Genomic DNA, 25,093 nt, shown 5'->3' on the forward strand with positions numbered 1-25,093 from the left:
CGTTCCGCGAACACTCGTGCGGGGCGTGGAGAGGTGACCGGCGATGACGGGACAGGCGGATCGGGCGGACGACACGGGCGACACGGGCGACGGCAGGAACGGCAGGACCGGCCACGGCACCGCAGGCAACGGCACCGGCAGCCACGGCACCGCGGGCAACGGCACGGTCGGTGACGGTGACCCCGGACGCCGTGCTGGGTGGAAGGCCTCCGCCGACCGGTGGAAGGCCGTCGCCTCCCGCTACGCGCTCCTTCCGTTGCGGCTCTTCCTCGGCGTCACCTTCGTCTACGCCGCGCTCGACAAGCTCACCGACTCCGCCTTCCTCGCGGACACCGGCAGCGGCTCCATCGGCGAGACCATGCGAGGCGTCCGGGACTCCTCGGCCATTCCCGCCCTGGTCGACCTCGCCCTCGAGAACCCCGCAGGCTTCGGATACGCCATCGCCTTCGGGGAGCTCGCCGTCGGGATCGGAACCCTCCTCGGGCTCTTCGCACGCCTGGCGGCGCTCGGGGGCGCACTGATCTCGCTGAGCCTCTGGCTGACCGTGAGCTGGCAGGTGAACCCGTACTACCTCGGCAACGACCTCGCCTATCTGATGGCCTGGCTCCCGCTGCTGCTGGCCGGGGCGTCCGTGCTGTCGCTGGACCGGCTCCTCGCCGAGCGGCGCCGTATTCGATAGGCGACCCAGGTCGCGAGCCCGGCCGCGGCCAGACCGCCGCAGAGCAGCGGGATCACCGCGTACCACGGAGTCGTCCACGAGCCGGTGGCGTCGCCGGCGTAGACGGCGGCCAGGGTCAGGGCGGTGAGGCCGACGAGAAGCCGGCCGGGGCGGAACTCATGAAGCAGCACGGGTGACCTCCACCTGTCCGATGCCGACCTCGAGCGAGAGGTCCAGGGTGCCCGCCGGGGTGGTCCCGGCCGGCGGGGCGAGCGTGTGGGTCTCGTCGCGGTCCGGCGCGATGTCGATGTCGTTGGGAGGCCGGCCCGGTAGCTGCACGTCGCCGAGGGCCACCTCTGCACGCAGCTTCACCACCGCGCTCTTCGGGACGATCACCTTGAGCTTCCCGGCGCCCACCCCGGCCGTCGTCGACACCGTCGTGCCCGCCGGGACGGGCAGCCCTGACAGATCGAGGGTGCCGACCCCGGTGCCCACCTCGTAGTGGGGCTGCACGGCCGTGACGGACGTCGGTGCCCAGGTCTCCCGGATCCACTCCGTGGTGATCCGGTCGGGCAGCGCCGTGGCCAGCGCCAGCAGCGCCGCCGTCATCACGGTCTGGAAGATCGTGCCGAACCCGGTTCTGCCGAGGAAGCTGCTGACGACCAGGCCGAGACCGAACACCGCGAGGGCGGCGACCAGACCGGTCTGCAGGCTCGTCCCGAGCGGCTCGGTCTCCCAGGTCAGCGCGGTGCCGAGGACGGCCGCGACCATGGCGAGCAGCTGGACGAGGCCACCGATGGAGACCGGGCTCCGCCTGATCGAGGGCTCGGGCCGCCCGGGTGTCGCCGGATCGGGCCCCCACTGGCTGCCGGGCTTCGGCACCTCGCCGTCCACCCTGCCGTCCTCGTCCAGGACGCCGTGCGGTCCCCACAGGTAGCCGACGGCCACCTTGCCCGTCGAGCCGTCCTTGACTATCGGGTCCTTCCACCAGGAGGGGAACTCGACCAGCGGCGGGGCCTTCGTCTCCGGCGGCGCCTCCGAGACCGCGAGAGCGGCGGCGGCGGATTCCACCCGGCCCTCCGGCTCCACCGCGCCCGCCTGCCGGCGCCGTGACCAGACCGCCGCCGCGCACACCACGAACGCCACGAGGAGGGCGGAGCCCACCATCGACCCGCTGTTCAGCATCGACAGGAAGATCCCGCAGCCCACCAGGGCCATCAGCAGGGCGGCGAGCGAGGCACCGGAGACCCGGCCGGTCAGCAGCCTGCGCCCCTCGTTCTCCTCCTCGCCCGCGAGCGGGAGCAGTAGCCAGGCGAAGCCGTAGAAGATGAGCCCGAGGCCGCCCGGCACCGCCAGCACGCCGACCGCGACGCGGAAGATCACCGGGTCCAGGTCGAAGTACCGGCCGAGGCCGCCGCAGACACCGCCCACGACCTTGCTGCCGCGCGAGCGCCGCAGGGGCGGGGCGGAGACGGACTCCGCCGGCGGCGGGGCCTCGTGCTGCGAAGGCATCGAACTCGTCATGCCTCCATGGTGACGGCCCGTGACGCCGAGCGGCACCGGGGCCGACCCTGGCCCGACCCTGATATTCGGCGCCCTCTCTTCCCCGAGGCGGTACCAGGGGCGATCTCAGGGCAGACCCTGATGTCCCGGGCGGGCCGCCCGTGTGACGATCAATGCATGTCCGCAGCCGCTCGTGTCACCGAGACCGACGAACCGCCCGTGCGCAGGCTCTACAGGAGCGCCGACGGGCGGTGGCTCGGCGGTGTCGCCCGCGGCCTCGCCGGCCACCTCGGCCTGCCGGTCGTCTGGGTGCGGGTGCTCTTCATCGTCCTCTCCTTCATGGACGGCCTGGGGGTTCTGATCTACGCGGCGTTCTGGATCGTCGTCCCGCTCGGCGTCGGCGGCCGGACCGCCCCGCGCCCCGTGTTCGAGACCACCCCGGACGGGCGGCGCAGACTGCGCAAGCCCGACCGGGGACAGATCTTCGCCCTGATAGCCCTGGCCATCGGCGGCGCGGTCCTCGTCGGGAACGTCAACGTCGACAGCGACAGCGGGCGGTACGTCTGGCCCACGATCCTGATCTGCGTGGGCGTCGTCCTGGTCTGGAGACAGGCGGACAACGCCCGTCGGGCCAGCTGGACCGACGTCGGGCGTCGCCGGCGCGCCTTCCACCTCGCCCGCGGTCTCGTCGGCGTCGCCCTGGTGGGCACGGGTCTCGCGGTCTTCGTCGTGGTCCGCGGCTCCGTCGCCCAGCTCGGCACGGCCCTCACCGCCGCCGTCGCGGTCCTCACCGGGATAGCGCTGCTCGCGGGACCCTGGCTCGTCCGGATGTCGCAGGACCTCACGGAGGAGCGGACCATGCGCATCCGCGCCCAGGAGCGCGCCGAGGTGGCGGCCCACGTCCATGACTCCGTGCTGCACACCCTCACCCTGATCCAGCGCAGCGCCGACGAGGCAGGGGAGGTGCGCCGCCTCGCCCGCGCGCAGGAGAGGGAGCTGCGGAACTGGCTCTACAAGCCCGAGGGCACCGGCAGGGACGAGGAGCCCGACACCCTCGCGGAGGCGGTGAAGAAGGCCGCGGCGGAGGTCGAGGACAAGCACGGCGTCCCCCTGGAGGTCGTCGTCGTCGGTGACTGTCCGCTCGACGACGGACTGGTCGCGCAGATCCAGGCCGCGCGCGAGGCGATGGTCAACGCCGCCAAGTACGGTGGCGAGGGCGGGGCCGTACAGGTGTACGCGGAGGTGGAGGGCCGCACGGTCTTCGTGTCGGTGCGGGATCGGGGGCCGGGCTTCGACCTGGACGCGGTGCCCGAGGACAGGATGGGCGTACGAGAATCGATCATCGGCCGGATGCAGCGCCACGGCGGTACGGCCCGGCTGCGGTCCGCGCAGGGCGGGGGCACCGAAGTGGAGCTTGAGATGGAGAGGGCGGACGGATGAGCGACGAGACCGGGACAGCGACCGGCACCGGGACCGATGCGGGGGCTGCGGGCACGGGACACAGAGTGCGGGTGGTGCTCGTCGACGACCACCGCATGTTCCGCACAGGGGTGCAGGCCGAGATCGGCCGGACCGAGGTCACCGGCGTCGAGGTGGTCGGCGAGGCGGCCGACGTCGACCAGGCCGTCACCGTCATCACGGCGACCCGGCCCGAGGTCGTCCTCCTCGACGTACATCTTCCTGGTGGCGGCGGGGTGGAGGTGCTGCGGCGCTGCGCGAACCTGATGGGGGCGCCGGAGGACCCGGTCCGCTTCCTGGCCCTGTCGGTCTCCGACGCGGCCGAGGACGTGATCGGGGTGATCCGGGGCGGCGCCCGTGGCTACGTCACCAAGACGATCACCGGGACCGACCTGGTCGACTCGATCTTCCGGGTCCAGGAGGGCGACGCCGTGTTCTCCCCGCGGCTCGCCGGATTCGTCCTGGACGCCTTCGCGTCGACGGACGCCCCGCCCGTGGACGAGGACCTGGACCGGCTGACCCAGCGGGAGCGGGAGGTGCTGCGGCTGATCGCCCGGGGGTACGCGTACAAGGAGATCGCCAAGCAGCTCTACATCTCGGTGAAGACGGTCGAGTCCCACGTCTCGGCGGTGCTCCGCAAGCTCCAGCTCTCCAACCGCCACGAGCTGACCCGCTGGGCGACCGCACGCCGCCTGGTCTGAGCCGCCGGCGGGTCCGCGTCGGCCTTCCGGTTCGTCAGCCCACTCGGGTCGCTCCGGCGAAGGGCATCTCGTCGATCGGGGCGACCCGGATCGGGGCGCCCGGTCGGGGAGCGTGGATCATCTGGCCGCCGCCGATGTAGAGCCCGACATGGCTGATGCCGGAGTAGAAGAAGACCAGGTCACCGGGGGCGAGCTGGGTGCGGGAGACGCGCTGGCCGGCATTGATCTGGGTGTACGTGGTCCGGGGCAGGGAGATGCCCGCGGCGCGCCAGGCGGCCTGGGTGAGGCCCGAGCAGTCGTACCCGGAGGGGCCCGTCGCGCCCCACACGTACGGCTTGCCGAGCTGGGCGCGGGCGAAGGAGATGGCCTCGGCGGCCCGTGCGTTAGGGGCGGTCACCGAGGCGCGCTCGCCTCCCGAGGAGCGGTCGGCGCGGACCGTCGCGGAGCCGCCGGAGGCGGTCGTACCGTCCGGTCCGCCTGACGAGCCGCCGGTGCCGTCCCGGCCCGCCGTGGCCGCCTCGTACCGGGCCCGTTCCTCTGCGGTCAGCCGGGCGAGCAGGGTCCGTGCCGCCTGGAGCCTGTCGAGTACGGCCGCCTTCTGGCGCCGCAGCTCCGTCTCGTGCTCTCGCAGCGAGGTCAGGCGCCCCTCCGACTCGGCGCGCAGCTGCCGGATCGCGCCCAGTTCCCGCCGTACGGCACTGACGGCGGCGGCCTGCCGGTCCCCGGCCTTCTCGGCGAGGGCGGCCCGCTCCAGGTACTGGACGGGGTCGGAGGTGAGGGCGAGCCGCACGGCGGGGTCGAGGCCGCCGGACCGGTACTGTGCGGCGGCCATGGCCCCGAGCCGGTCCCGGGCGGTGTTGAGCCGCTGGGTTCTGCGGGCGGCCTCGTCGCGCAGCCGGTCGAACGAGGCGCGTGCCTCGTCGGCCTTCTCCTTCGCCCCGTTGTACCGCTCGGTGGCGACCTCGGCCTCCTCGTAGAGCCGGTCGACCTTCGCCTTGACCTGGGCGGTGGTGGGCCGGGGCTCGGCCTGCGCGGACCCCTCGAAGAGGGTCGTGGTCGCGGCGGAGGCGAGGGCGAGGGTGGCGGCGGTGCGGACCGCCTGCCCACCGAGGGGCGACTGCTTGGGTTTTCGGTGTGCTGCCACGAGGGCGGGTCACATCCTCTGCCTGAGGGGAACGGGCCCGCCGGGGGCCGACGGCGGGCCGCACAGGGGAGACGGACCGCCGCCGGGTTTCTCGGCGGGGGCGGCCGACAACCGCCGGATCGCCGGCGGTGGTGGGGAGCCGGCCACCTGGTGCAGGACGCTAAACCTGGGGTCACGGCCGCACGGTGAGTTGACCGCTATTGGCGACAGTTGACGGTCGAGGAGCGTTCTCTTTCGCCCGGAGCGCCGGACCGGGGAACATTGCGGCGGTCGGCCGACCGAAGCGACGGAGCGGGTGGACCCGGCCCGAGGGCGGTGGTAGGGGCCCGGTTAGGCTCCGCCCCATGGACGTACTCATCAATGTCTTCGTCGCCCTGCACATCATCGGTATCGCCTCCCTGCTGGGCGGATTCCTCACCCAGATGAAGGCGATGGGAGCCGGTACGGCCCGCTTCAGCCCCGCGATGCTGCACGGCGCGCTGACCATGCTGGTCACCGGCGTCGCGCTCGTCGGCCTGAACCAGGCGGACGACCAGACCGTGAACAACGTCAAGATCGGCATCAAGCTGGCCGTCCTCGTGGTGGTCCTCGGCCTGGTCTACGTGAAGCGCGACGAGGAGAAGGTCGACAAGGGCCTTTTCGCCGCCGTCGGCGGCCTGACCACGGCGAACATCTTCATCGCGACCCTCTGGGTGTGAGCGCTTCCACAGAGACCGTCCCGAAGGCGGGCCCGGATGTCGGTGGGGCGTCCTAGACTCGTGAGGCGATGAGCAGCCTCTTTGACGACAGCTTCCTGGCCGGCCTCCAGAACCACTCCTCGGAGGAGCCCCCGCCCCACCCCGAGGACCACGAGCACGGCTCCCCGGCCGTGGAGGAGGTCCCGCACGACCTCTTCGGGGAGCACTTCGACGTGCCTCCGCCCGCCCGGGACTCCCACTACCGGGACGGCGCCCCCCGCCCCGTCGTGGACCCCGCCGCGCTCCTGGACGGGCTGAACGAGCAGCAGCGCGCCGCCGTCGTCCACACCGACACCCCGCTGCTCATCGTCGCCGGCGCCGGCTCCGGCAAGACCCGGGTGCTCACCCACCGCATCGCCCACCTCCTGGGCACGCGGCACGTGCACCCCGGCCAGATACTGGCGATCACCTTCACGAACAAGGCCGCGGGCGAGATGAAGGAGCGCGTCGAGCACCTCGTCGGCCCGCGCGCCAACGCCATGTGGGTCATGACGTTCCACAGCGCCTGTGTCCGCATCCTGCGCCGCGAGTCGAAGAAGCTGGGCTTCACCTCTTCCTTCTCGATCTACGACGCCGCCGACTCCAAGCGGCTGATGTCCCTGGTCTGCCGGGACCTGGACCTCGACCCGAAGAAGTTCCCGCCGAAGTCGTTCAGCGCCAAGATCTCGAACCTCAAGAACGAGCTGATCGACGAGGAGACCTTCGCGGACCAGGCCGTCGACGGCTTCGAGAAGACGCTCGCCGAGGCGTACCGGATGTACCAGGCGCGGCTGCGCGAGGCCAACGCCCTGGACTTCGACGACATCATCATGACGACGGTGCACCTGCTCCAGGCGTTCCCCGACGTCGCCGAGCACTACCGCCGCCGGTTCCGGCACGTCCTCGTCGACGAGTACCAGGACACCAACCACGCCCAGTACACGCTGGTGCGGGAGCTCGTCGGCACGGGATACGAGGACCTCGGCCCGGCGGAGCTGTGCGTCGTCGGTGACGCCGACCAGTCGATCTACGCCTTCCGCGGCGCGACGATCCGCAACATCCTCCAGTTCGAGGAGGACTACCCGGACGCCACCACGATCCTCCTGGAGCAGAACTACCGCTCCACGCAGACGATCCTCTCCGCGGCCAACGCCGTCATCGAGCGCAACGAGTCGCGCCGCCCCAAGAACCTGTGGACGAACGCGGGCGCGGGCGCGCAGATCACCGGATACGTCGCGGACACCGAGCACGACGAGGCCCAGTTCGTCGCCGACGAGATCGACCGGCTCACGGACACGGGCGAGGCCAAGGCCGGGGACGTCGCCGTCTTCTACCGGACGAACGCCCAGTCGCGTGTCTTCGAAGAGATCTTCATCCGCGTCGGACTGCCCTACAAGGTCGTCGGCGGCGTGCGCTTCTACGAGCGCAAGGAGGTCAGGGACGTCCTCGCCTACCTGCGCGTCCTCGCCAACCCCGAGGACAACGTCCCTCTGCGCCGCATCCTCAACGTCCCCAAGCGGGGCATCGGTGAGCGTGCCGAGGCGATGATCGACGCCCTCTCGCTCCGCGAGAAGATCACCTTCCCGCAGGCCCTGAAGCGGGTCGACGAGGCGTACGGCATGGCCGCCCGCTCGGCGAACGCCGTCAAGCGCTTCAACGTGCTCATGGACGAGCTGCGCACGGTCGTCGAGTCCGGCGCGGGACCCGCCGTCGTCCTGGAGGCCGTCCTGGAGCGCACGGGCTATCTGGCCGAGCTCCAGGCCTCGACCGACCCGCAGGACGAGACCCGCATCGAGAACCTGCAGGAACTCGCGGCCGTGGCGCTCGAGTTCGAGCAGGAGCGCGGCGAGGAGCCCGCGACGCTCGCCGAGTTCCTGGAGAAGGTCGCTCTCGTCGCCGACTCGGACCAGATCCCGGACGAGGACGAGGAGGGCCGGGGCGTCATCACCCTGATGACGCTGCACACCGCGAAGGGCCTCGAGTTCCCGGTGGTGTTCCTCACCGGCATGGAGGACGGCGTCTTCCCGCACATGCGCGCCCTCGGCCAGGCGAAGGAACTGGAGGAGGAGCGGCGCCTCGCGTACGTCGGCATCACGCGGGCACGTGAGCGGCTCTACCTCACGCGGTCGTCGATGCGCAGCGCCTGGGGCCAGCCCTCGTACAACCCGGCCTCGCGTTTCCTGGAGGAGATCCCGACCACGTACCTGGAGTGGAAGCGGACCGGTCCGATGGCGAAGCCCGCCGGGCCTACCTCGGGGATCACCTCCTCGCTCTCCTCGTCCCGTGCGCGCTCCGGCCCCTCGGGCTTCGCCACCCGGCGCGCCGGCGGGGACAAGCCGGTGATCTCGCTCCAGGTCGGCGACCGGGTCACGCACGACCAGTTCGGGCTCGGCACGGTCATGGCGATGAAGGGCATGGGCGCCGACGCCGAGGCGACGATCGACTTCGGTGACGAGAAGCCGAAGCGGTTGCTGCTGCGGTACGCGCCGGTCGAGAAGCTGTAGTCGCAGCGGTACGACAGAGGGCCCCGGCTTCGGCCGGGGCCCTCTGTCGTGCGTACGGGTAGGCGGGTCTCAGGCGGTCGGGTCGAGACCGTGGCTGCGGAGCCAGGCCAGCGGGTCGATCGCGGAGCCGCCGCCGGGCCGGACCTCGAAGTGGAGGTGGGGGCCGGTGGAGTTGCCGGAGTTGCCGGAGTACGCGATGACGTCGCCGGCCTTGACGTAACCCGAGCGGATCTTGGTGCTGCTCAGATGGCAGTACCAGGTCTCGGTGCCGTCGGGGGCGGTCACGATCGCCATGTTGCCGTAGGCGCCGTTCCACTGCGTGCGGACGGTGCCGTCGGTGGCGGCCATCACGGGGGTTCCGTACTGCACGGGGAAGTCGATGCCGGTGTGTACGGACATCCAGTTGACGCCGGACTGGCCGTAGCGGGCGCTGAGCTGGTGGAGCTTGACCGGCAGCAGGAACTTCGGACGCATCGCCTCCTTGCGGGCGGCCTCCTCCTCGCGCTTCTTCTTCTCGGCCGCCTGGCGGACCTTGAGGTCGATGCGTTCCTGGGTGCGGCTGGCGCGGTCGCCGAAGTCGCGGGCGTCGGCGCTGAGCGCGGCGAGCTGGGTGTCGAGCGCGTTGTTGGCGGCGACCTGCTTGACCGAGCCGGGGTCGGCGGCGGCGAGGGAGGTCGTGTCGTCCTTCTTCTGCCCGCCGTCGGTACCGGTTCCGGTGAGTCCGCCGACGGAGGCGGCGGCGATGCCGGCGACCCCCATGACGCATGCGGAGGGGACGGCGACGGTCAGCAGCGCGGACCGCTTGGCGGGGGTGCGGCGCCGGCCGCGGCCGCCGCCGGAGGAGCGGCGCACGGGGCGGCCGGCGACGGGGGAGTCGGTGCGGAGTTCGATGGCGGGCTCGTCGTCGCGGTCATCGGCGTCGGCGTCGCCGTGGTCCTGGTGGTCGTCGGAGAGGTCGTACGCGGCCTCGGTGCCGTCGTATTCCGTCTCCGCGAGGTCCTCGGCGCCGTGGGCGTCCTCGTACGGCGCGAACTCCGCGGTGTGCTCGGCCTGCGGGGTGTACTGGTGGGGGACGACCGGCTCGGCTTCCGGGGCGGCGTGGTTCCACGCGGTGGCGTCGTAGGCGCCGGTGTCGGTCGCGAAAGCGGGGGCGGCCCACTGGCCGGTGGTGTCGTAGGCCTCGTGGCCGTACGTGCCCTGGGCGGCGTAGGCGCCGGAGTGGGCGGTCTCGTACTGGCCGGTGTGCTGGGTGTCGGTCCAGGCGGAGGCGTCCCACTGGCCGGTGGTGTCGTACGAGCCGGTGGCGTCGTAGGAGGGGGCGGCGTCGTACGTGGTGGCGGCGTCGTACTGCTGCGGGGCTGCGTCGTACTGACCCGTCGCCGTCCCGTACGCGCTCGTGGCGGCGTAGGCGCCGGTGGTGTCCCACTGTCCGGTGGTGTCCCACTGGCCGGTCGTGTCGTACTGACCGGGGACGCCGTACTGCCCCGTCGTGTCGTACTGCGTGGTGTCGAACTGCCCCGTCGTTCCGTACGCGCCGGTGGTGTCGTACCCGCTGAGGTCCCACTGGCCGCTCTGGTCGGACCGGCCGTCGGCGTAGGCGCCGAAGAGGGGGTCGGTGTCGAAGCTGCCGGTGGGGTGGGCGCCGTCTCCGACGTACCCGGCGTGGGGGTGCTGGTCGTTCACCAACGTCTCTCTCGCCTCGGCAGCAGGACCAGTCCGGGGCGGCCCGACGAGGGGTGTCCCGGGGGTAAGCAGTGGCGCGACTGTACCCGGCGGTATGCGCGGCCGACAATCTTCGGAGGGGTCGGGAGCCGCAGGAAAAGGGCAATCGGCAGTGTTTCGCCAGCTCATGGGAAGAGCTTTGGCCTTGTGTTCGAGAAACGTTCGAAGAACAGTCCCGGAGTGTCAGGCGACGGAGCTGGCTCCGGGCTCCTCCTCCCAGGCCCGCCGGGCCTCGGATCCGCCCGCGTCGAGGGCCTCCAGGACCCCGGCGGCCACCGTCGGGTGCACGGGCAGCGCGAGATGGCCGATCCCGCTGACCCGTACGTTGTGCGCGAGCAGGTCGGGGTGGTCGAGGCGGGCCGTCTCCACCGGCACCATCACCTGGTCGAGATCGCTCCAGAAACTCACGAACCGGGTCCGGCAGCCCGGCGAGGGCTCGGCGAGCTCCGTCAGCACCGCCGATCCGGGGCGCATCTGCCGTACCAGCGGATGCGCGTCGGCGAGCGGCGCCACGGTGGTGCCGGAGTGCGGGGTGCCGAGCATGACCAGGGTCCGTACCCGGCCGTCACCGCCGAGACGCTGTACGTAATAGCGGGCGACGAGCCCGCCCAGGCTGTGACCAACGATGTCGACCTCGGCGTGTCCCGTCCGCGCACGGATCTCCTCCACGCGGCGCCCGAGCAGCTCGGCGGCGGTCCGCAGGTCACAGGTGAGCGGTGAGTAGTTGATCGACTCGACGCAGTCACGGCCGCTCCGGGCGAGGGAGCGGCGCAGCAGGACGAAGACCGAGCGGTTGTCCCCGAAGCCGTGCAGGAGGACGACCGGGCGCCGGCCAGGGGTGATCGTGGCCGCGGGAGCGGCCGGCGAGAGGCGCTCGGCGACGATCCCGGACGGGTACAGAACGAGGTGTCCGGTGAGGATCGCCAGCTCCAGCGCGGTGGCCTTCATCAGACCGGTGACCTTGCTGAGCTCCATGGCCGGCCTCCCGAAGCGGCACGCGGGGCCGGACGGCACGCCGGTGCGCCGCGCCTCCGCGCCGCACGGACGGCGGCACGGAGGCGCAGCGGACCTCGTCGCGGCTCCCTTCGCGACCGGGCCCCGCTTGCGGCTGGTGGGCCCAGGAGGAGGGCCCGTAAGCGGGGAACGGCGCGGAGCGAACATGTCCCACGTGTGATTTCCCCCTCGCTCGCCTCCGCGAAACGGCCCGGTGCGGGATGCTGGAGATAACGTTCGTTCACCTCCCCGGCAATCAGGCGCGGGGGTCGCATGTGGAGGCAGTGATGGGTGTGAGCGGTCCGATCCGCGTGGTCGTCGCCAAGCCGGGTCTCGACGGCCACGATCGCGGAGCCAAGGTGATCGCGCGGGCACTCCGCGACGCCGGCATGGAGGTCATCTACACCGGGCTCCACCAGACGCCCGAGCAGATCGTCGACACCGCGATCCAGGAGGACGCCGACGCGATCGGCCTCTCGATCCTCTCCGGGGCGCACAACACGCTGTTCGTGAAGGTCCTGGAACTTCTCAAGGACCGGGACGCGGAGGACATCAAGGTCTTCGGCGGCGGCATCATCCCGGACGCGGACATCGCGCCGCTGAAGGAGAAGGGCGTCGCGGAGATCTTCACGCCGGGTGCCACGACGACGTCCATCGTGGACTGGGTGAACGCGAACGTCCGCGTGGCCGCGTAACCCGATCCGGTCGGCCGCGTAATTCCGTCCGGATCGGCCGCGTCCCAGCGGCCGCGCCGTCATGCCTCCCGGCGCTCGCGCGCCTCCCGGCCCTCAGGGCCCTCCCGAAGCGTTCACGGGAGGGCCTTCGTCGTGTCAGGGGCCCGGCGGCGCGGGAAGCTGCCCGCCGGGGGAGTCCGGTGACGATTCGAGGTCCAGGAGCTCGGCCCTCATCGCCGCGCGCAGGCGGAGCGTGGAGACCAGGCGCTGAAAGGCCTCGGACCAGTAGCCGCCCGCGCCGGGGGAGGTGTCCTCCGCCTCGTCAGGTCTGGCCGTCAGCGATTCCAGCTGCCGCGCCGCCTCCGGGGCGAGGCAGCGCTCCGCGAGGCCCATCACCCCGCTGAAGCTCCAGGGATAGCTGCCCGCCTCGCGTGCGATGTCGAGGGCGTCGATCACCGCCCCGCCCAGCGGCTCCGCCCAGGGCACCTCGCAGACGCCGAGCAGCTGGAACGCCTCCGACAGGCCGTGCGCCGCGATGAACGAGGCGACCCAGCGCGCCCGTTCCCCCGGAGGGAGCGTCGACAGGAGCTGGGCCCGCTCGGCCAGCGACGCGGTGCCGGGACCCGTCGCGGGCGGGATGGCGGGGGACCCGAGCAGCGCGCGCGACCAGGCCGCGTCCCGCTGCCGTACCGCCGCCCGGCACCAGGCCGCGTGCAGTTCGTCCCGCCAGTCGTCGGCGACCGGAAGCGCCACGATCTCCTCCGGGCCGCGCCCCCTGAACCGGAGCGGCCAGCACGACAGCGGAGCGGCCTCGACGAGCTGGCCCAGCCACCAGGACCGCTCGCCTCGCCCGGCCGGAGGCGACGCCACGAGGCCGTCCCGCTGCATGGCCGTGTCGCACTCGTGCGGGGCCTCCACGGTGATCGTCGGCGACTCCGCCGTCCGGTCGAGTCCGACGCAGGTGATCGCGCGGGCCGCCATCCGGCCCGCGAGCGCCGAGGCCGGCAGGGCGGACAGCAGTTCGGCGGCGGTCGCGCGGACGTTACGGCTGCGGTCGCCGAGGGCCGCCTCCAGGAACTCCTCGTCCGCCGCCGAGAGTCCCGACCGCAGGGAGTCGACGAACATCAGCCGGTCCTCGGCCCGCTCGGCTGACCAGGTGGACGCGAGGAGGGCGAGACCTGCCGCCGGGTCCTCCGCCCGTACGGCCGCGAGCAGGGCCACCCGCTCGGCGAACAGGCCCTCGTCCCACAGGGCGCGCACCGCCTCCCGGTCGCCCGGAGCCGGGAGGGAGCCGCCCGCGCCCGTGCCGCGGAGGGCGAACCTCCACTCGGGGTTGAGCCGGGCCAGCCACAGGCCGCGCGGTCCGGCGAGCCGGAGCGCCTGGGGCCGCAGATCGGTACGGGCCCGCGCCGCGTCGAGGAGTGCGGGCAGGCCGGCGGCCGGGGCCTTGTATCCGCGCTCGTTGGCGAGAGCGAGCCACTGCGGCAGCAGTTCGGCGAGATCGGGGGCGGCCCCGCGCCGTCCGGCGGGCGAGGGTGCGGCGCGCCCGGCGAGCAACTGGTCGAGCCGCCGCCGGGCCGCCGGGGGCAGCGGTCTGCGCGGGTCCTCGGGCGCGGGGTCCGGAGGCGTCGCGGCGGGCCCGGGGCGCAGCCCGGCCCTCCGCCGTACGGTGTGCAGCGCGGCGGCGTCGAGGAGTGCGCCGGGCAGGTCCCCGGCCGCTGTCCCGGCGAGTCCGGCGGGCGGGCGCCGGTCCGTACCGAGCAGCGCCGAGGTGACGAGCTCCTCCCAGAGGCCCTTGTCAGCACCGTCGGCGGTAGGAACGCCACCGGCGGGAACGGCTGCGGTGGGGACTTCGGCGGTGGCGACGGTGGTGGTCGGAGCGGCGCCGGCGGGAGCGGTCGTCGTGAGAACCACGGTGGTGGGCGGCGTCGTGCTCTTCTCCATCGGGGTCCTCGGGGCGGGCCGGGTGCGGTGGGCGGATGTCATATCAGCGGGACCGTCTCTCCGGGAGCCTCCGGGGACCAGGCGGCGAGGGGGGTGAACCCGCGGTGCCCGCACTCCCCGAAGACCGTGACCGGGGCACCGCCCGACAGGGCGACGAGGCGCCAGAGCCCGGGCCTCGACTGGGCGGTGGGCGTCAGTGGCAGGGCCTCGCGGCCGTCCGCGTCGGCGAGTTGCCAGCCGTACTCCGCGCGCGCGGGAACGACCTCGCTCAGCGTCACGGGCCAGGAGTCCAGCCACGGGTCCTCGCGCAGCGCCCGGCCGTACGCGTCGAGGGCCTCGCCCACCGGGCCGCCCGGCGGCGGTACCGCGGGGGCGGCGACCGGGACGAACGGCTCGCCCGGCTCCGCGCGCAGCCGGCCGGAGCCCGCGTGCGGCGTGACCTCGCCGTCGAGCACCGAGCCCACGGGCAGGGCCAGTCGGGGTGCCCTGCCCGCCGCGCCGAAGGACAGGAGCAGAGCCGTGCGCCCGCTCGTCGTGCCGTGCAGCCAGACGCGCCGGGTGGTCAGCCGGGCGTCGGCCGCGTCGTACTGCGCGAGGACGAGCCAGTGGTCCCGCACCGGGGCGCCGTCGGCCGGGGCGGTGAGGCCGACCCGGGTCCGTACGGTCGTCGCGAACGGGGCGGGCAGCCGGTCGACGGTGAGCCAGGCCCGGTCGAGCAGATGGGTCAGCGCGCACTCCTCCAGGAGCCGCACGGGCCAGCCGGGACCCGAGCCCGGTATCGAGGCCAACTCCCGGACACGCCCAGCGAGTCCCGGGGCCTGGGCGTCGACCATGCGGGCCGCCGTCTCCTCCCACACTCCGTACCCGGACTGCTCGGCTGTCGCCAGGCCGCCGCGCAGCAGGTCGGAGAGCCGCTGCTCGAGTTCCTGCGCGCCCGAGGTGATCCGGGCGGCCCGCCGCTCGGCCCTGCGGCGAGCGGCCTCGGGATCCGCCGGGCCTTCGGGCGCGGCGCCCGCCCGGGTCTCCCGGGACGTGCTCTCCGCGCGCCCGTTCCGTGTGGCGAGCCAGGGCGCGGCCCACTCGGGCACGGCGGCGACCTCGACGGCCGTGCCGTCCGAGGCCTGGAGGAGCAGCAGCCCGAGCGCGTGCTTGCAGGGGGATCTGCGGCTGGGGCAGTCGCACAGGTACGCGGGCCCCGTGATGTCGACGGCCGTCCGGTACGGCGCGCTGCCGCTGCCCTGGCACAGACCCCACACCGCGCCCTCGCCGCAGCCCGTGCCGGACCACGGCCCGGCCGTGCCGAGCTTGCTTCCCGCGCTGCGCGAGGTCTCGTCAGGAGCCAGGGCAAGGACCTGATCCACCGTCATGCGCACCCCCATGGCATTCATGTCCCCGACGGTAGAGGCCACCACTGACAAGCGGCTGTGGCCTGCGTGTTCGAAGGGTGTGGGGAGGCGGTGAAGGGATTTGACTTTACCCTTCCTTTACGATTCTCTGCGCGAGACCGACTGATCCACGATCGAACCGCCGCCCAGGGGACCCCGTAATGAAGCGCACCACCCGCACCACCCGTACCGCCGTCTCGGTGCTCGCCGCCGCCGGCCTGGCCCTGGGCCTCGGCGCCTGCTCCGAGGTCGCCGAGAAGGCCGTCGACCAGGTCGACAAGGGCGTGACCGAGTCCTACGAGGTCACCTACGAGGTCACGGGCAAGGGCGTCGAGTCCATCGACTACCACGCCGGCCAGGGCTCCGCGATGGAGCCGAAGCTCGAGTCGGAGAAGAAGCCGGCCACGCCGTGGAAGAAGACGGTGAAGCTGACGGGCATCATGCCGCCGGCCGTCATGCCGGTCGCGCTCGACCCGCGCGACCTCACCTGCAAGGTCATCTACCAGGGCAAGGTCATCAAGGAGGCCAAGGCCGAGCAGGCGATGGCGGGCGGCTGCGTCGCCGTCTCCCCGGTCGTGGGCTGACCATCGTCCGACTCCGGGCGCGCGGACCCTCCCTCGCGCCACGCGTGAGCTGACCCTCCCTCACGTGCCGAACTCCCCCTGACCAGCGGTGACATCCGATTGTCAGTGGCATGGTGCACCTTGGAAGGCACAGCAGGTCGAACGATCTGGAGGGGGATCCATGCCCGTGCCCGAAACCATCGCGCAGCCCGGTTCCGGTGTCGAGACGGACACCGGACCGGGGCGGCCGCAGCCCGTGACCGAGGTCCTGCGGCCGCACGCGGAGCACGCCTTCGCCGACGAACTCGCCGCCCTCGCCGCAGCCGACGACCGCCCCAGGCCCGCTCGCTGGCGGCTCTCGCCGTGGGCCGTCGCCACCTATCTCCTCGGCGGCACCCTCCCCGACGGGACGGTCGTCACACCGAAGTACGTCGGACCGCGCCGCATCGTGGAAGTCGCCGTCACCACCCTCGCCACCGACCGCGCCCTGCTGCTGCTCGGCGTGCCAGGCACCGCCAAGACCTGGGTCTCCGAGCACCTCGCCGCCGCCGTCAGCGGCGACTCCACCCTCCTCGTGCAGGGCACCGCCGGCACCCCCGAGGAGGCCGTCAGGTACGGCTGGAACTACGCCCGGCTCCTCGCCGAAGGCCCAAGCCGGGACGCCCTCGTACCGAGCCCCGTGATGCGGGCGATGGCGCAGGGCATGACGGCCCGGGTGGAAGAGCTCACCCGCATCCCCGCCGACGTGCAGGACACGCTCATCACGATCCTGTCCGAGAAGACCCTCCCCGTTCCCGAACTGGGCCAGGAGGTGCAGGCCGTCCCCGGCTTCAACCTGATCGCCACGGCCAACGACCGTGACCGGGGCGTCAACGAACTCTCCAGCGCGCTGCGCCGCCGTTTCAACACCGTGGTCCTGCCGCTGCCCGCCACGGCGGAGGCGGAGGTCGACATCGTCGCCCGCCGCGTCGAGCAGCTCGGGCGCTCCCTGGAACTTCCGGCCCTGCCGGAAGGCGTCGACGAGATCCGCCGGGTCGTCACCGTCTTCCGCGAACTGCGCGACGGGGTCACGACCGACGGGCGGACGAAGGTCAAGTCCCCCTCGGGGACGCTCTCCACGGCCGAGGCGATCTCCGTCGTCACCGGCGGCCTCGCCCTCGCCGCGCACTTCGGCGACGGCGTCCTGCGGCCCGCGGACGTCGCCGCGGGGATCCTCGGCGCCGTCGTCCGCGACCCGGCGGCCGACCGGCTCGTCTGGCAGGAGTATCTGGAGACGGTGGTCAGAGAAAGAGACGGCTGGAAGGACTTCTACCGCGCCTGCCGCGAGGTGAGCCATGACGGGAGGTGAGCGCGTGGCGTCCGGTGAGGGGATGGTGTCGGCTGCGCGTGCGGCGTCGGCTGCGCGTACGGCCTCGGGTGAAGGCCCGGCTTCGGGTGAGGGTCTGGCCTTCGGTGAGGGTCTGGCGTCCGGTGGGCGCCTGACGTCCCCCGGCATGGTCCGGCGCGGAGGCGGGCCGTTGCTGCTCGGCGTGCGGCACCACGGGCCCGGATCGGCGCGTGCCGTGCGGGCCGCCCTGGAGGCGGAGCAGCCGGCCGCGGTGCTCGTCGAGGGTCCGGCCGAGGCGGACGCACTCGTCGCGCTCGCCGGGGACCCCGGCATGCGGCCCCCGGTCGCGCTGCTCGCCCACGCCGTGGACGACCCGGGGCGGGCCGCGTTCTGGCCCATGGCCTCGTTCTCGCCCGAGTGGGTCGCGATCCGCTGGGCCCTCGACCATGGCGCCGCCGTCCGGTTCATCGACCTGCCCGCCACCCACACCCTCGCCGCCTCCGACCCCACCTGGAGCGACGGCGACGACGGTGAGGAGGGCTTCTCCGGGGGCGGCAGGCGGATCGACCCGATCGCGGAACTCGCCGGGGCGGCCGGGGCCACGGGGGCCGCCGGGGACGGGGCCGCCGAGCGCTGGTGGGAGGACGTCGTCGAACTGTGCTCCGCCGGCGACGCCGTCGGCCCCACCGCCCCGTTCGAGGCCCTCGCCGAGGCCATGGGCGCACTCCGCGAGGCGTACGGGCACGGGGGTCACCCCCGCGACCTCGTCCGCGAGGCGTACATGCGGATCCAGCTCCGCGCCGCCCGCAAGGAGTTCGGCGACTCCGTCGCCGTCGTCTGCGGCGCCTGGCACGTCCCCGCCCTCACCCGGAAGACCACCGTCGCCGCCGACCGCGCCCTGCTCAAGGGCCTGCCCAAGGTGAAGGCCGAGCTGACCTGGGTCCCCTGGACCCACCGCAGGCTCGCCCGCCGCTCGGGGTACGGCGCGGGGATCGACGCGCCCGGCTGGTACGAGCACCTCTTCTCCGCACCCGACCGGCCCGTCGAGCGCTGGATGACCAAGGTCGCCGGGCTCCTCAGGGCCGAGGACCACCCCGTCTCCCCCGCCCATGTCATCGAGGCCGTCCGGCTCGCCCGGAACCTGGCCGCCCTGCGCGGGCGGCCGGCCCCCGGCCTCGACGAGACGACCGACGCCGTCCGCGCCGTACTGTGCGAGGGCTCCGACGTGCCCCTCGACCTCGTCCGGGACCGCCTGGTCGTCGGCGACGTCCTCGGCGAGGTCCCGGCCGGCGCCCCCGCCGTGCCCCTCCAGCACGACCTGGCCCGCCGCCGGCGGAGCCTGCGCCTCAAGCCCGAGGCCACCGAGCGCACGCTCGAACTGGACCTCCGCAAGGACATGGACGGCGAGCGCAGCCGGCTCCTTCACCGGCTGCGGCTCCTCGGCGTCGGCTGGGGCGAGCCGGCCGCCGGCCGGGCCGGCACCGGAACCTTCCGGGAGACCTGGCGGCTGCGCTGGGAGCCCGAGCAGCACGTCCAGGTCGCCGAGGCGGGCGTCTGGGGCACCACCGTCGAGGCCGCCGCCACCGCCAGGGCCCGCTCCCGGGCCGAGGCGGCGACCGCGCTCGCCGACATCACCGCCCTCGCCGAGCAGTGCCTCCTCGCCGGGCTGAGCGGCGCGCTCCCCGTCGTGATGCGGTCACTCGCCGACCGGGCCGCCCTCGACACCGACGTCTCCCACCTCGCGGAGGCCCTCCCGGCGCTGGCCCGCTCGCTGCGCTACGGCGATGTCCGCGGCACCGACACGGAGGCCCTCGCCGAGGTCGCGGCCGGTCTCGCCGAGCGGATCTGCGTCGGCCTGCCGCCCGCCTGCGCCGGGCTCGACACCGACGCGGCCACCGCCATGCGCGAGCGGATCGACGAGGTGCACCAGGCCATCGGCCTGCTGCCGGACGCCGCCGGGCCGGCCGACCGCTGGGCCGGCGTCCTGCGCCGGCTCGCCGACCGTGACCGGGTGCCGGGCGTCCTCAGGGGCCGGGCCGCCCGGATCCTCCTGGACGAGGGCCGGATCGCCGACCGCGAGGCCGCCCTGCTGATGAGCCGGGCCCTCTCGCCCGGCACCCCGCCGGCCGACGCCGCCGCGTGGATCGACGGCTTCGCCGGCGGGGCCTCCGGCGGCGGGCTGCTCCTCGTCCACGACGAGCGGCTCCTCGGCCTGGTCGACGACTGGCTCACCGGCGTTCCTGCCGGGGCCTTCACCGATGTCCTGCCGCTGCTGCGCCGCACCTTCTCCACGTACGAGCCGGCAGCGCGCCGCACCCTCGGTGAACTGGTCGCCCGCGGTCCGGGAGCCGGCGGCCCCGGGCACTCCGCGCCGGGCGTCCCCGGCTTCGCCGCCACGCTCGACCGGGAGCGGGCGGACGCCGTGCTGCCCCTCCTCCACCTCGTCCTCGGTACGGAGGTCATGGCATGAGCAGCAGCACAGGCATGAGCAGCAGCACTGGGACGAGCAGCCCAGGGACGACCAGCGCCGGGACGGGCACGCGAACGGCGGACGACGAGCGGCTGCGCCGCTGGCGGCTCGTCCTGGGCGGCGGGGAGGCCGACGGCACAGGCCGCCCGCTCACCGGCACCGACGCCGCCGTGGACGGAGCCCTCACCGCCCTGTACGGGCGCGCGGACCGGGGCGGCGACCGCACAGGACGGGACCGCTCGGCAGGGCTCGGCGCCTCGGCGCCCTCCGTCGCCCGCTGGCTCGGCGACATCCGCACGTACTTCCCCAGCTCCGTCGTCCAGGTCATGCAGCGCGACGCGATCGACCGCCTCGGCCTCGCCACCCTCCTCCTGGAACCGGAGATGCTGGAGGCCGTCGAGGCGGACGTGCACCTCGTCGGCACCCTGCTCTCCCTCCACAAGGCCATGCCGGACACCACCAGGCGGACCGCGCGGGCCGTCGTGCGCAAGGTCGTCGACGACCTGGAGAAGCGTCTGGCCACCCGCACCAGGGCGACGCTCACCGGGGCCCTCGACCGTTCCGCCCGGATCAGCAGGCCCCGGCAGCGGGACATCGACTGGGACCGCACGATCCGCGCCAACCTCAAGAACTACCTGCCCGAGCACCGCACGGTCGTCCCCGAGCGGCTCGTCGGCCACGGCCGGGCCTCCCAGGGGGTGAAGAAGGAGGTGGTGCTCTGCGTCGACCAGTCGGGCTCCATGGCGGCCTCCGTCGTCCACGCCTCCGTCTTCGGAGCGGTGCTCGCCTCCATGCGGTCGATCGCCACCCGGCTCGTCGTCTTCGACACGGCCGTCGTGGACCTGACCGACCGGCTCGACGACCCCGTCGACGTCCTGTTCGGCACCCAGCTCGGCGGCGGCACCGACATCAACCGTGCCCTCGCCCACTGCCAGACGAAGATCACCCGCCCGGCCGACGCCGTCGTCGTCCTCATCAGCGACCTGTACGAGGGGGGCATCCGCGACGAGATGCTGAAGCGGGTCGCGGCGATGAAGGCCGCCGGGGTCCAGTTCGTCGCGCTGCTCGCCCTCTCCGACGAGGGCGCCCCGGCCTACGACCGTGATCACGCGGCGGCGCTCGCCGCGCTCGGGGTCCCGGCCTTCGCCTGCACCCCCGACCTGTTCCCCGAGATCATGGCGGCCGCCCTGGAGAAGCGCCCCCTGCCGATACCCGCCGACTGACGGGCAGCGGTCCGCCGACCAGCGCGGCCCGCGGTCCGTGCGCGAGGTGACCGTCCGTGGTGCGGAATTCGTCGTCGGGACCACCCGCACGGGTGTCGGGAACCTCCACTGAGGCTCATATCACACAGGCGCCGGAATGCCCCTCACTCGTTTCACCGGCGCGTCGTGAGGGGCCGGAAGGCCAAGCGCCGCCTGCGGCGAACGCCGCACGTCCCCACCCCGCGCCCCCTACGTACGGCCCTCCGGCCCCTACGGTCTGTGACCCGTATCACCGCTCTGGTGTGATCTGCGATTTAGGGACCCAGGTCCCTCGGCGATAACCTGCGAGACGGACATGCCGCGTCCACGGTCACCGTGTACGCCCTCCTTGTGACAGAGCAGTCACGTTGCCCTTCGCGGCACGCCCACGCAGACAACGAACCGCGATCATCAGAAAAGGGACGGACGCGCGTGGACCTGTTCGAGTACCAGGCGAGGGACCTCTTCGCCAAGCACGGTGTACCGGTGCTGGCCGGTGAAGTCATCGACACGCCTGAGGCGGCGCGCGAGGCCACCGAGCGTCTTGGCGGCAAGTCGGTCGTCAAGGCGCAGGTGAAGGTCGGTGGCCGCGGCAAGGCCGGCGGCGTGAAGCTGGCCGCCACCCCGGAAGAGGCCGTCGCCCGCGCGACGGACATCCTCGGGATGGACATCAAGGGCCACACGGTCCACAAGGTGATGATCGCGGAGACCGCTCCGGAAATCCTCGAGGAGTACTACGTCTCGTACCTCCTCGACCGCACCAACCGCACCTTCCTCGCCATGGCGTCCGTCGCCGGTGGCATGGACATCGAGGAGGTCGCCGCGACGACCCCCGAGAAGCTGGCGAAGGTGCCGGTCGACTCCAACAAGGGCGTCGACATCGTCAAGGCCCGCGAGATCGTGGCCCTGGCGCAGTTCCCGGCCGAGGTGGCCGAGAAGGTCGCCGAGGTCCTCGTGACCCTGTGGGACACCTTCGTCGCCGAGGACGCGCTCCTCGTCGAGGTCAACCCGCTGGCCAAGGTCGCCTCCGGCGACATCCTGGCCCTGGACGGCAAGGTGTCTCTCGACGAGAACGCCGACTTCCGTCAGCCCGAGCACGAGGCGCTCGAGGACAAGGCCGCAGCCAACCCGCTCGAGGCTGCCGCCAAGGCCAAGGGCCTCAACTACGTCAAGCTCGAGGGCGAGGTCGGCATCATCGGTAACGGTGCCGGTCTGGTCATGTCGACCCTGGACGTCGTCGCGTACGCCGGTGAGAACCACGGCGGCGTGAAGCCGGCCAACTTCCTCGACATCGGCGGCGGCGCTTCGGCCGAGGTCATGGCGAACGGCCTGGAGATCATCCTCGGCGACCCGGACGTCAAGTCCGTGTTCGTCAACGTCTTCGGTGGCATCACCGCCTGTGACGAGGTCGCCAACGGCATCGTCCAGGCCCTGGAGCTCCTGAAGTCGAAGGGCGAAGAGGTCACCAAGCCGCTGGTCGTGCGCCTCGACGGCAACAACGCCGAGCTGGGTCGCAAGATCCTGTCGGACGCCAACCACCCGCTGGTGCAGCGCGTGGACACCATGGACGGAGCGGCCGACAAGGCCGCCGAGCTCGCGGCTGCGAAGTAAGGGACGAGGGACACCAGAGCCATGGCTATCTTCCTCAACAAGGACAGCAAGGTCATCGTCCAGGGCATGACCGGTGCCACGGGCATGAAGCACACCAAGCTCATGCTGGGTGACGGCACCAACATCGTCGGTGGCGTGAACCCCCGCAAGGCGGGCACGACCGTCGACTTCGACGGCACCGAGATCCCGGTCTTCGGCACCGTCGCCGAGGCGATGAAGGAGACCGGCGCCAACGTCTCGGTCCTCTTCGTGCCGCCGGCCTTCGCGAAGGCCGCCGTCGTCGAGGCGATCGACGCCGAGATCCCCCTCGCCGTCGTCATCACCGAGGGCATCGCCGTCCACGACTCGGCCGCGTTCTACGCGTACGCCGTGGACAAGGGCAACAAGACCCGCCTCATCGGCCCGAACTGCCCCGGTCTCATCACCCCGGGCCAGTCCAACGCCGGCATCATCCCGGGCGACATCACGAAGCCGGGCCGCATCGGCCTGGTCTCGAAGTCCGGCACGTTGACGTACCAGATGATGTACGAGCTCCGTGACCTCGGCTTCTCGTCCGCCGTCGGCATCGGTGGCGACCCGGTCATCGGCACCACGCACATCGACGCCCTCGCGGCGTTCGAGGCGGACCCCGACACCGACCTGATCGTCATGATCGGCGAGATCGGCGGCGACGCCGAGGAGCGTGCGGCCGACTTCATCAAGGCCAACGTCACCAAGCCGGTCGTCGGCTACGTCGCGGGCTTCACCGCGCCCGAGGGCAAGACCATGGGCCACGCCGGCGCCATCGTCTCCGGCTCCTCCGGCACGGCGCAGGCGAAGAAGGAGGCCCTTGAGGCCGCGGGCGTCAAGGTCGGCAAGACGCCGACCGAGACGGCCAAGCTGGCGCGCGCCATCCTCGCGGGCTGAACGCACAGCAGCCTGACAGGCAGTACGTGAGAGGGCCCCGCCCCTCCCGGGAGACCGGGTGGGGGCGGGGCCCTCTCACGTGCCGCGGCACCTACTCGGCCGTCGGGACCAGCCGCTCGGGGCCCGGGTTCGGCTCGGAGCGCAGCTTGTCGCGGAGCTCCAGGTCCTCAGGGCGGAGCTTCTGCGGCCCGCCCCGCACCGGTACGCCGTTGACGGTCTCGCCGGGGGCGTTCACCGGGATGTACCGGGTCGGCGCCGTCACCGCCGTGAGTCCCGTGACCCCGATGAGGACCGCCGTCACGCCGAGCACCGCGCGGGTCCACGTGCGGGTCCGCCGTTCGCTGCCGGTCCGGACCGCACGGGCCGCCGGGAGGGTCGCCGTCGGCGCCTCCGCGACCAGCGCGCCGAGCCGCCGGTGCAGGGCCTCGGGCTCGGCGAGCTCGGGGATCCGCTGTCCGAGGACGGTACGGGCGTGCAGCAGCCGGTTGGCGGCGGCGGGAGTGCTCGCCTCGGTCTCGGCCGCCGTCTCGGGCAGGTCGAGGCCGAGCCCGTCGTACAGCAGGACGGTACGGCGGTACGGCGGCGGGAGTTCCAGGAGCGCGGCCAGCAGCGCCCTGCGGTTCGCCTCGGTCGGCGGGGCGTCGGGGTGCTTGTGGGCGCGGCGAAACCGGTGCCAGGGGGAGAGGGCGTACTCGTACGCGGTCGCCCGCACCCAGCCCACCGGGTCCGGGTCGACGGCGACCTCGGGCCAGTGCTCCCAGGCGTGGTGGAAGGCGTACTCGACGGACTCGCGGGAGAGCCGTCGGCGGCCGGTCAGCAGGTACGTCTGGTGGACGAGACCGGGCGCGGCGTGCGCGTACAGCGCGTCGAAGGCCTCCTCGGGGGTGAGGCCCGGTACGGCGGGAGCCTCCGCCACCGGGTCCGCGGGGGCCGGAGCGGCTGGAGCCGCCGGGGCCTCAGGGGTCTCGGAGGTCGCAGGGGTACTCGGAGCCTCAGGAGTCGCCTGCGCCGCCCTCGCCGCCGGTTTCAGCCGCTCCTGCGGCTTTGCGGGGCCCTTGCGCGCGGGGCCGGAGGCGATGGCCGGGAAGGGGGAAGGGGCCCGCGGAGGCTTGGCGGCCCGCTTGGCGGCGGCCTTGGGCCGCACGTTGCCGGAGCCGGACCCGGAGCCGGACCCGGAGCCAGCGCTGGAGCCGGACTGAGCCGGTCCCGATGCCGCGCCCGGTCCCGATGCCTGCGCCTGTGTCTCTGCCCGCGCCTGCGTCTCTGCCTGTGGCTCTCGCTTCGGCTGGGGCTGTGGCTTCTGTGGCGTGGACCCGGACGGCCGTTCGGGTGACGGCGCGGCGCCGCCCGGCTCGTACGTGCCGAGGAGTTTCGCGTACGCCTCACGCTTGCGGCCGCGGGGCGTCGAACGCCCCGTCTCCCACGCCCTGACCGTGGCCTTCGTGACGCCCATGGCCTCGGCGACCTGCTCCTCGCTCAGGGCGAGGGCCTCACGCAACCTGCGCCGCTCCTTCGGGGTCGGCAGGGTGGCGGAGGGGGCGGAATCCGCGGTGCTCCGGCTCATCGGTGTCGA

At 73.0% G+C, this 25,093-nt stretch carries 19 protein-coding genes; 12 read left to right on the top strand and 7 right to left on the bottom strand.

Features of this window, described 5'->3' with window-relative positions; translation table 11 throughout:
• The first annotated feature begins 43 nt into the window (after positions 1 to 43).
• Positions 44 to 679: a DoxX family protein gene (locus ACIA8N_RS06120; RefSeq protein WP_365783318.1), complete on the top strand. Its 636-nt coding sequence runs from the start codon at positions 44 to 46 to the stop codon at positions 677 to 679.
• Between the two features lie 156 nt (positions 680 to 835).
• Here ACIA8N_RS06120 and ACIA8N_RS06125 read toward each other — a convergent pair whose 3' ends face one another.
• Positions 836 to 2,182: a PspC domain-containing protein gene (locus ACIA8N_RS06125; protein WP_365783320.1), complete on the bottom strand. Its 1,347-nt coding sequence runs from the start codon at positions 2,180 to 2,182 to the stop codon at positions 836 to 838.
• Between the two features lie 156 nt (positions 2,183 to 2,338).
• Here ACIA8N_RS06125 and ACIA8N_RS06130 point away from each other — a divergent pair, with 156 nt between their 5' ends.
• Together ACIA8N_RS06130 and ACIA8N_RS06135 are read left to right on the top strand one after the other, a co-directional pair.
• A complete protein-coding gene (locus ACIA8N_RS06130) occupies positions 2,339 to 3,601 on the top strand; it encodes a PspC domain-containing protein (RefSeq protein WP_365783322.1) in 1,263 nt (420 codons plus the stop codon).
• A complete protein-coding gene (locus ACIA8N_RS06135) occupies positions 3,598 to 4,320 on the top strand; it encodes a response regulator transcription factor (RefSeq protein ID WP_365783324.1) in 723 nt (240 codons plus the stop codon). Before ACIA8N_RS06130 ends, ACIA8N_RS06135 begins: the two co-directional genes overlap by 4 nt.
• 34 nt (positions 4,321 to 4,354) lie before the next feature.
• Here ACIA8N_RS06135 and ACIA8N_RS06140 read toward each other — a convergent pair whose 3' ends face one another.
• Positions 4,355 to 5,464, bottom strand: a complete 1,110-nt coding sequence (locus tag ACIA8N_RS06140) for an NlpC/P60 family protein (RefSeq protein ID WP_365783326.1) — start codon at positions 5,462 to 5,464, stop codon at positions 4,355 to 4,357.
• Positions 5,465 to 5,808: 344 nt separating this feature from the next.
• On the opposite strand from ACIA8N_RS06140, the gene ACIA8N_RS06145 reads away from it, so the two are divergent.
• Together ACIA8N_RS06145 and pcrA are read left to right on the top strand one after the other, a co-directional pair.
• A complete protein-coding gene (locus ACIA8N_RS06145; RefSeq protein WP_365783328.1) occupies positions 5,809 to 6,162 on the top strand; it encodes a hypothetical protein in 354 nt (117 codons plus the stop codon).
• Positions 6,163 to 6,230: 68 nt separating this feature from the next.
• Positions 6,231 to 8,684 carry a DNA helicase PcrA gene (gene pcrA, locus ACIA8N_RS06150; protein WP_365783330.1) on the top strand — a complete coding sequence of 818 codons (2,454 nt, stop codon included), beginning with the start codon at positions 6,231 to 6,233 and terminating at the stop codon, positions 8,682 to 8,684.
• A 69-nt stretch (positions 8,685 to 8,753) separates the two neighbouring features.
• Here the strand turns inward: pcrA and ACIA8N_RS06155 are convergent, their stop codons facing one another.
• Both ACIA8N_RS06155 and ACIA8N_RS06160 read right to left on the bottom strand, forming a co-directional pair.
• Positions 8,754 to 10,367 carry a M23 family metallopeptidase gene (locus tag ACIA8N_RS06155; RefSeq protein WP_365783332.1) on the bottom strand — a complete coding sequence of 538 codons (1,614 nt, stop codon included), beginning with the start codon at positions 10,365 to 10,367 and terminating at the stop codon, positions 8,754 to 8,756.
• Positions 10,368 to 10,589: 222 nt separating this feature from the next.
• Positions 10,590 to 11,381: an alpha/beta fold hydrolase gene (locus ACIA8N_RS06160; RefSeq protein WP_365783334.1), complete on the bottom strand. Its 792-nt coding sequence runs from the start codon at positions 11,379 to 11,381 to the stop codon at positions 10,590 to 10,592.
• Positions 11,382 to 11,686: 305 nt separating this feature from the next.
• Here ACIA8N_RS06160 and ACIA8N_RS06165 point away from each other — a divergent pair, with 305 nt between their 5' ends.
• The gene (locus ACIA8N_RS06165) at positions 11,687 to 12,094 is read left to right on the top strand and encodes a cobalamin B12-binding domain-containing protein (protein ID WP_030549125.1); all 408 of its coding nucleotides are present in this window, start codon (positions 11,687 to 11,689) and stop codon (positions 12,092 to 12,094) included.
• Positions 12,095 to 12,229: 135 nt separating this feature from the next.
• Here the strand turns inward: ACIA8N_RS06165 and ACIA8N_RS06170 are convergent, their stop codons facing one another.
• Together ACIA8N_RS06170 and ACIA8N_RS06175 are read right to left on the bottom strand one after the other, a co-directional pair.
• Positions 12,230 to 14,017 (bottom strand): DUF5691 domain-containing protein, encoded by a 1,788-nt coding sequence (locus ACIA8N_RS06170; RefSeq protein WP_365783336.1) that lies wholly within the window; start codon positions 14,015 to 14,017, stop codon positions 12,230 to 12,232.
• 38 nt (positions 14,018 to 14,055) lie between these two features.
• Positions 14,056 to 15,405 (bottom strand): SWIM zinc finger family protein, encoded by a 1,350-nt coding sequence (locus ACIA8N_RS06175; protein WP_365783338.1) that lies wholly within the window; start codon positions 15,403 to 15,405, stop codon positions 14,056 to 14,058.
• 158 nt (positions 15,406 to 15,563) lie between these two features.
• Between ACIA8N_RS06175 and ACIA8N_RS06180 the strand changes: the two genes are divergently transcribed.
• The 6 genes from ACIA8N_RS06180 (at position 15,564) to sucD (ending at position 23,520) form a co-directional block, all read left to right on the top strand.
• Positions 15,564 to 15,986: a hypothetical protein gene (locus tag ACIA8N_RS06180; RefSeq protein WP_365783340.1), complete on the top strand. Its 423-nt coding sequence runs from the start codon at positions 15,564 to 15,566 to the stop codon at positions 15,984 to 15,986.
• Between the two features lie 160 nt (positions 15,987 to 16,146).
• Positions 16,147 to 17,313 (top strand): AAA family ATPase, encoded by a 1,167-nt coding sequence (locus tag ACIA8N_RS06185; protein ID WP_365783342.1) that lies wholly within the window; start codon positions 16,147 to 16,149, stop codon positions 17,311 to 17,313.
• A gap of 145 nt (positions 17,314 to 17,458) precedes the next feature.
• Entirely contained in the window at positions 17,459 to 19,762 is a 2,304-nt protein-coding gene (locus ACIA8N_RS06190) for a DUF5682 family protein (protein ID WP_365783344.1), read from the top strand.
• Between the two features lie 14 nt (positions 19,763 to 19,776).
• The gene (locus ACIA8N_RS06195) at positions 19,777 to 20,985 is read left to right on the top strand and encodes a VWA domain-containing protein (RefSeq protein WP_399416075.1); all 1,209 of its coding nucleotides are present in this window, start codon (positions 19,777 to 19,779) and stop codon (positions 20,983 to 20,985) included.
• Between the two features lie 450 nt (positions 20,986 to 21,435).
• On the top strand, positions 21,436 to 22,614 hold the full coding sequence (gene sucC / locus ACIA8N_RS06200; RefSeq protein WP_365783350.1) for an ADP-forming succinate--CoA ligase subunit beta: 1,179 nt from the start codon (positions 21,436 to 21,438) through the stop codon (positions 22,612 to 22,614).
• A gap of 21 nt (positions 22,615 to 22,635) precedes the next feature.
• Positions 22,636 to 23,520, top strand: coding sequence for a succinate--CoA ligase subunit alpha (sucD, locus tag ACIA8N_RS06205; RefSeq protein ID WP_030549112.1), 885 nt, complete (start codon positions 22,636 to 22,638; stop codon positions 23,518 to 23,520).
• Positions 23,521 to 23,611: 91 nt separating this feature from the next.
• On the opposite strand, the gene ACIA8N_RS06210 is transcribed toward sucD, so the two are convergent.
• Positions 23,612 to 25,084 carry a sigma factor-like helix-turn-helix DNA-binding protein gene (locus tag ACIA8N_RS06210; protein ID WP_365783351.1) on the bottom strand — a complete coding sequence of 491 codons (1,473 nt, stop codon included), beginning with the start codon at positions 25,082 to 25,084 and terminating at the stop codon, positions 23,612 to 23,614.
• Between the last annotated feature and the right edge of the window lie 9 nt (positions 25,085 to 25,093).

Origin of the sequence: Streptomyces sp. NPDC051822 (assembly GCF_044452745.1) — a bacterium.
GTDB lineage: Bacteria > Actinomycetota > Actinomycetes > Streptomycetales > Streptomycetaceae > Streptomyces.

What these genes read in the sequence shown, in the direction of transcription:
- ACIA8N_RS06120 (WP_365783318.1), top strand. Translation starts at nt 44, where the DNA reads ATGACGGGACAGGCGGATCGGGCGGACGACACGGGCGACACGGGCGAC.
- ACIA8N_RS06125 (WP_365783320.1), bottom strand. Translation starts at nt 2,182, where the DNA reads ATGACGAGTTCGATGCCTTCGCAGCACGAGGCCCCGCCGCCGGCGGAG.
- ACIA8N_RS06130 (WP_365783322.1), top strand. Translation starts at nt 2,339, where the DNA reads ATGTCCGCAGCCGCTCGTGTCACCGAGACCGACGAACCGCCCGTGCGC.
- ACIA8N_RS06135 (WP_365783324.1), top strand. Translation starts at nt 3,598, where the DNA reads ATGAGCGACGAGACCGGGACAGCGACCGGCACCGGGACCGATGCGGGG.
- ACIA8N_RS06145 (WP_365783328.1), top strand. Translation starts at nt 5,809, where the DNA reads ATGGACGTACTCATCAATGTCTTCGTCGCCCTGCACATCATCGGTATC.
- pcrA (WP_365783330.1), top strand. Translation starts at nt 6,231, where the DNA reads ATGAGCAGCCTCTTTGACGACAGCTTCCTGGCCGGCCTCCAGAACCAC.
- ACIA8N_RS06160 (WP_365783334.1), bottom strand. Translation starts at nt 11,381, where the DNA reads ATGGAGCTCAGCAAGGTCACCGGTCTGATGAAGGCCACCGCGCTGGAG.
- ACIA8N_RS06165 (WP_030549125.1), top strand. Translation starts at nt 11,687, where the DNA reads ATGGGTGTGAGCGGTCCGATCCGCGTGGTCGTCGCCAAGCCGGGTCTC.
- ACIA8N_RS06170 (WP_365783336.1), bottom strand. Translation starts at nt 14,017, where the DNA reads ATGGAGAAGAGCACGACGCCGCCCACCACCGTGGTTCTCACGACGACC.
- ACIA8N_RS06175 (WP_365783338.1), bottom strand. Translation starts at nt 15,405, where the DNA reads ATGAATGCCATGGGGGTGCGCATGACGGTGGATCAGGTCCTTGCCCTG.
- ACIA8N_RS06180 (WP_365783340.1), top strand. Translation starts at nt 15,564, where the DNA reads ATGAAGCGCACCACCCGCACCACCCGTACCGCCGTCTCGGTGCTCGCC.
- ACIA8N_RS06185 (WP_365783342.1), top strand. Translation starts at nt 16,147, where the DNA reads ATGCCCGTGCCCGAAACCATCGCGCAGCCCGGTTCCGGTGTCGAGACG.
- ACIA8N_RS06190 (WP_365783344.1), top strand. Translation starts at nt 17,459, where the DNA reads ATGGTCCGGCGCGGAGGCGGGCCGTTGCTGCTCGGCGTGCGGCACCAC.
- ACIA8N_RS06195 (WP_399416075.1), top strand. Translation starts at nt 19,777, where the DNA reads ATGAGCAGCAGCACTGGGACGAGCAGCCCAGGGACGACCAGCGCCGGG.
- sucD (WP_030549112.1), top strand. Translation starts at nt 22,636, where the DNA reads ATGGCTATCTTCCTCAACAAGGACAGCAAGGTCATCGTCCAGGGCATG.
- ACIA8N_RS06210 (WP_365783351.1), bottom strand. Translation starts at nt 25,084, where the DNA reads ATGAGCCGGAGCACCGCGGATTCCGCCCCCTCCGCCACCCTGCCGACC.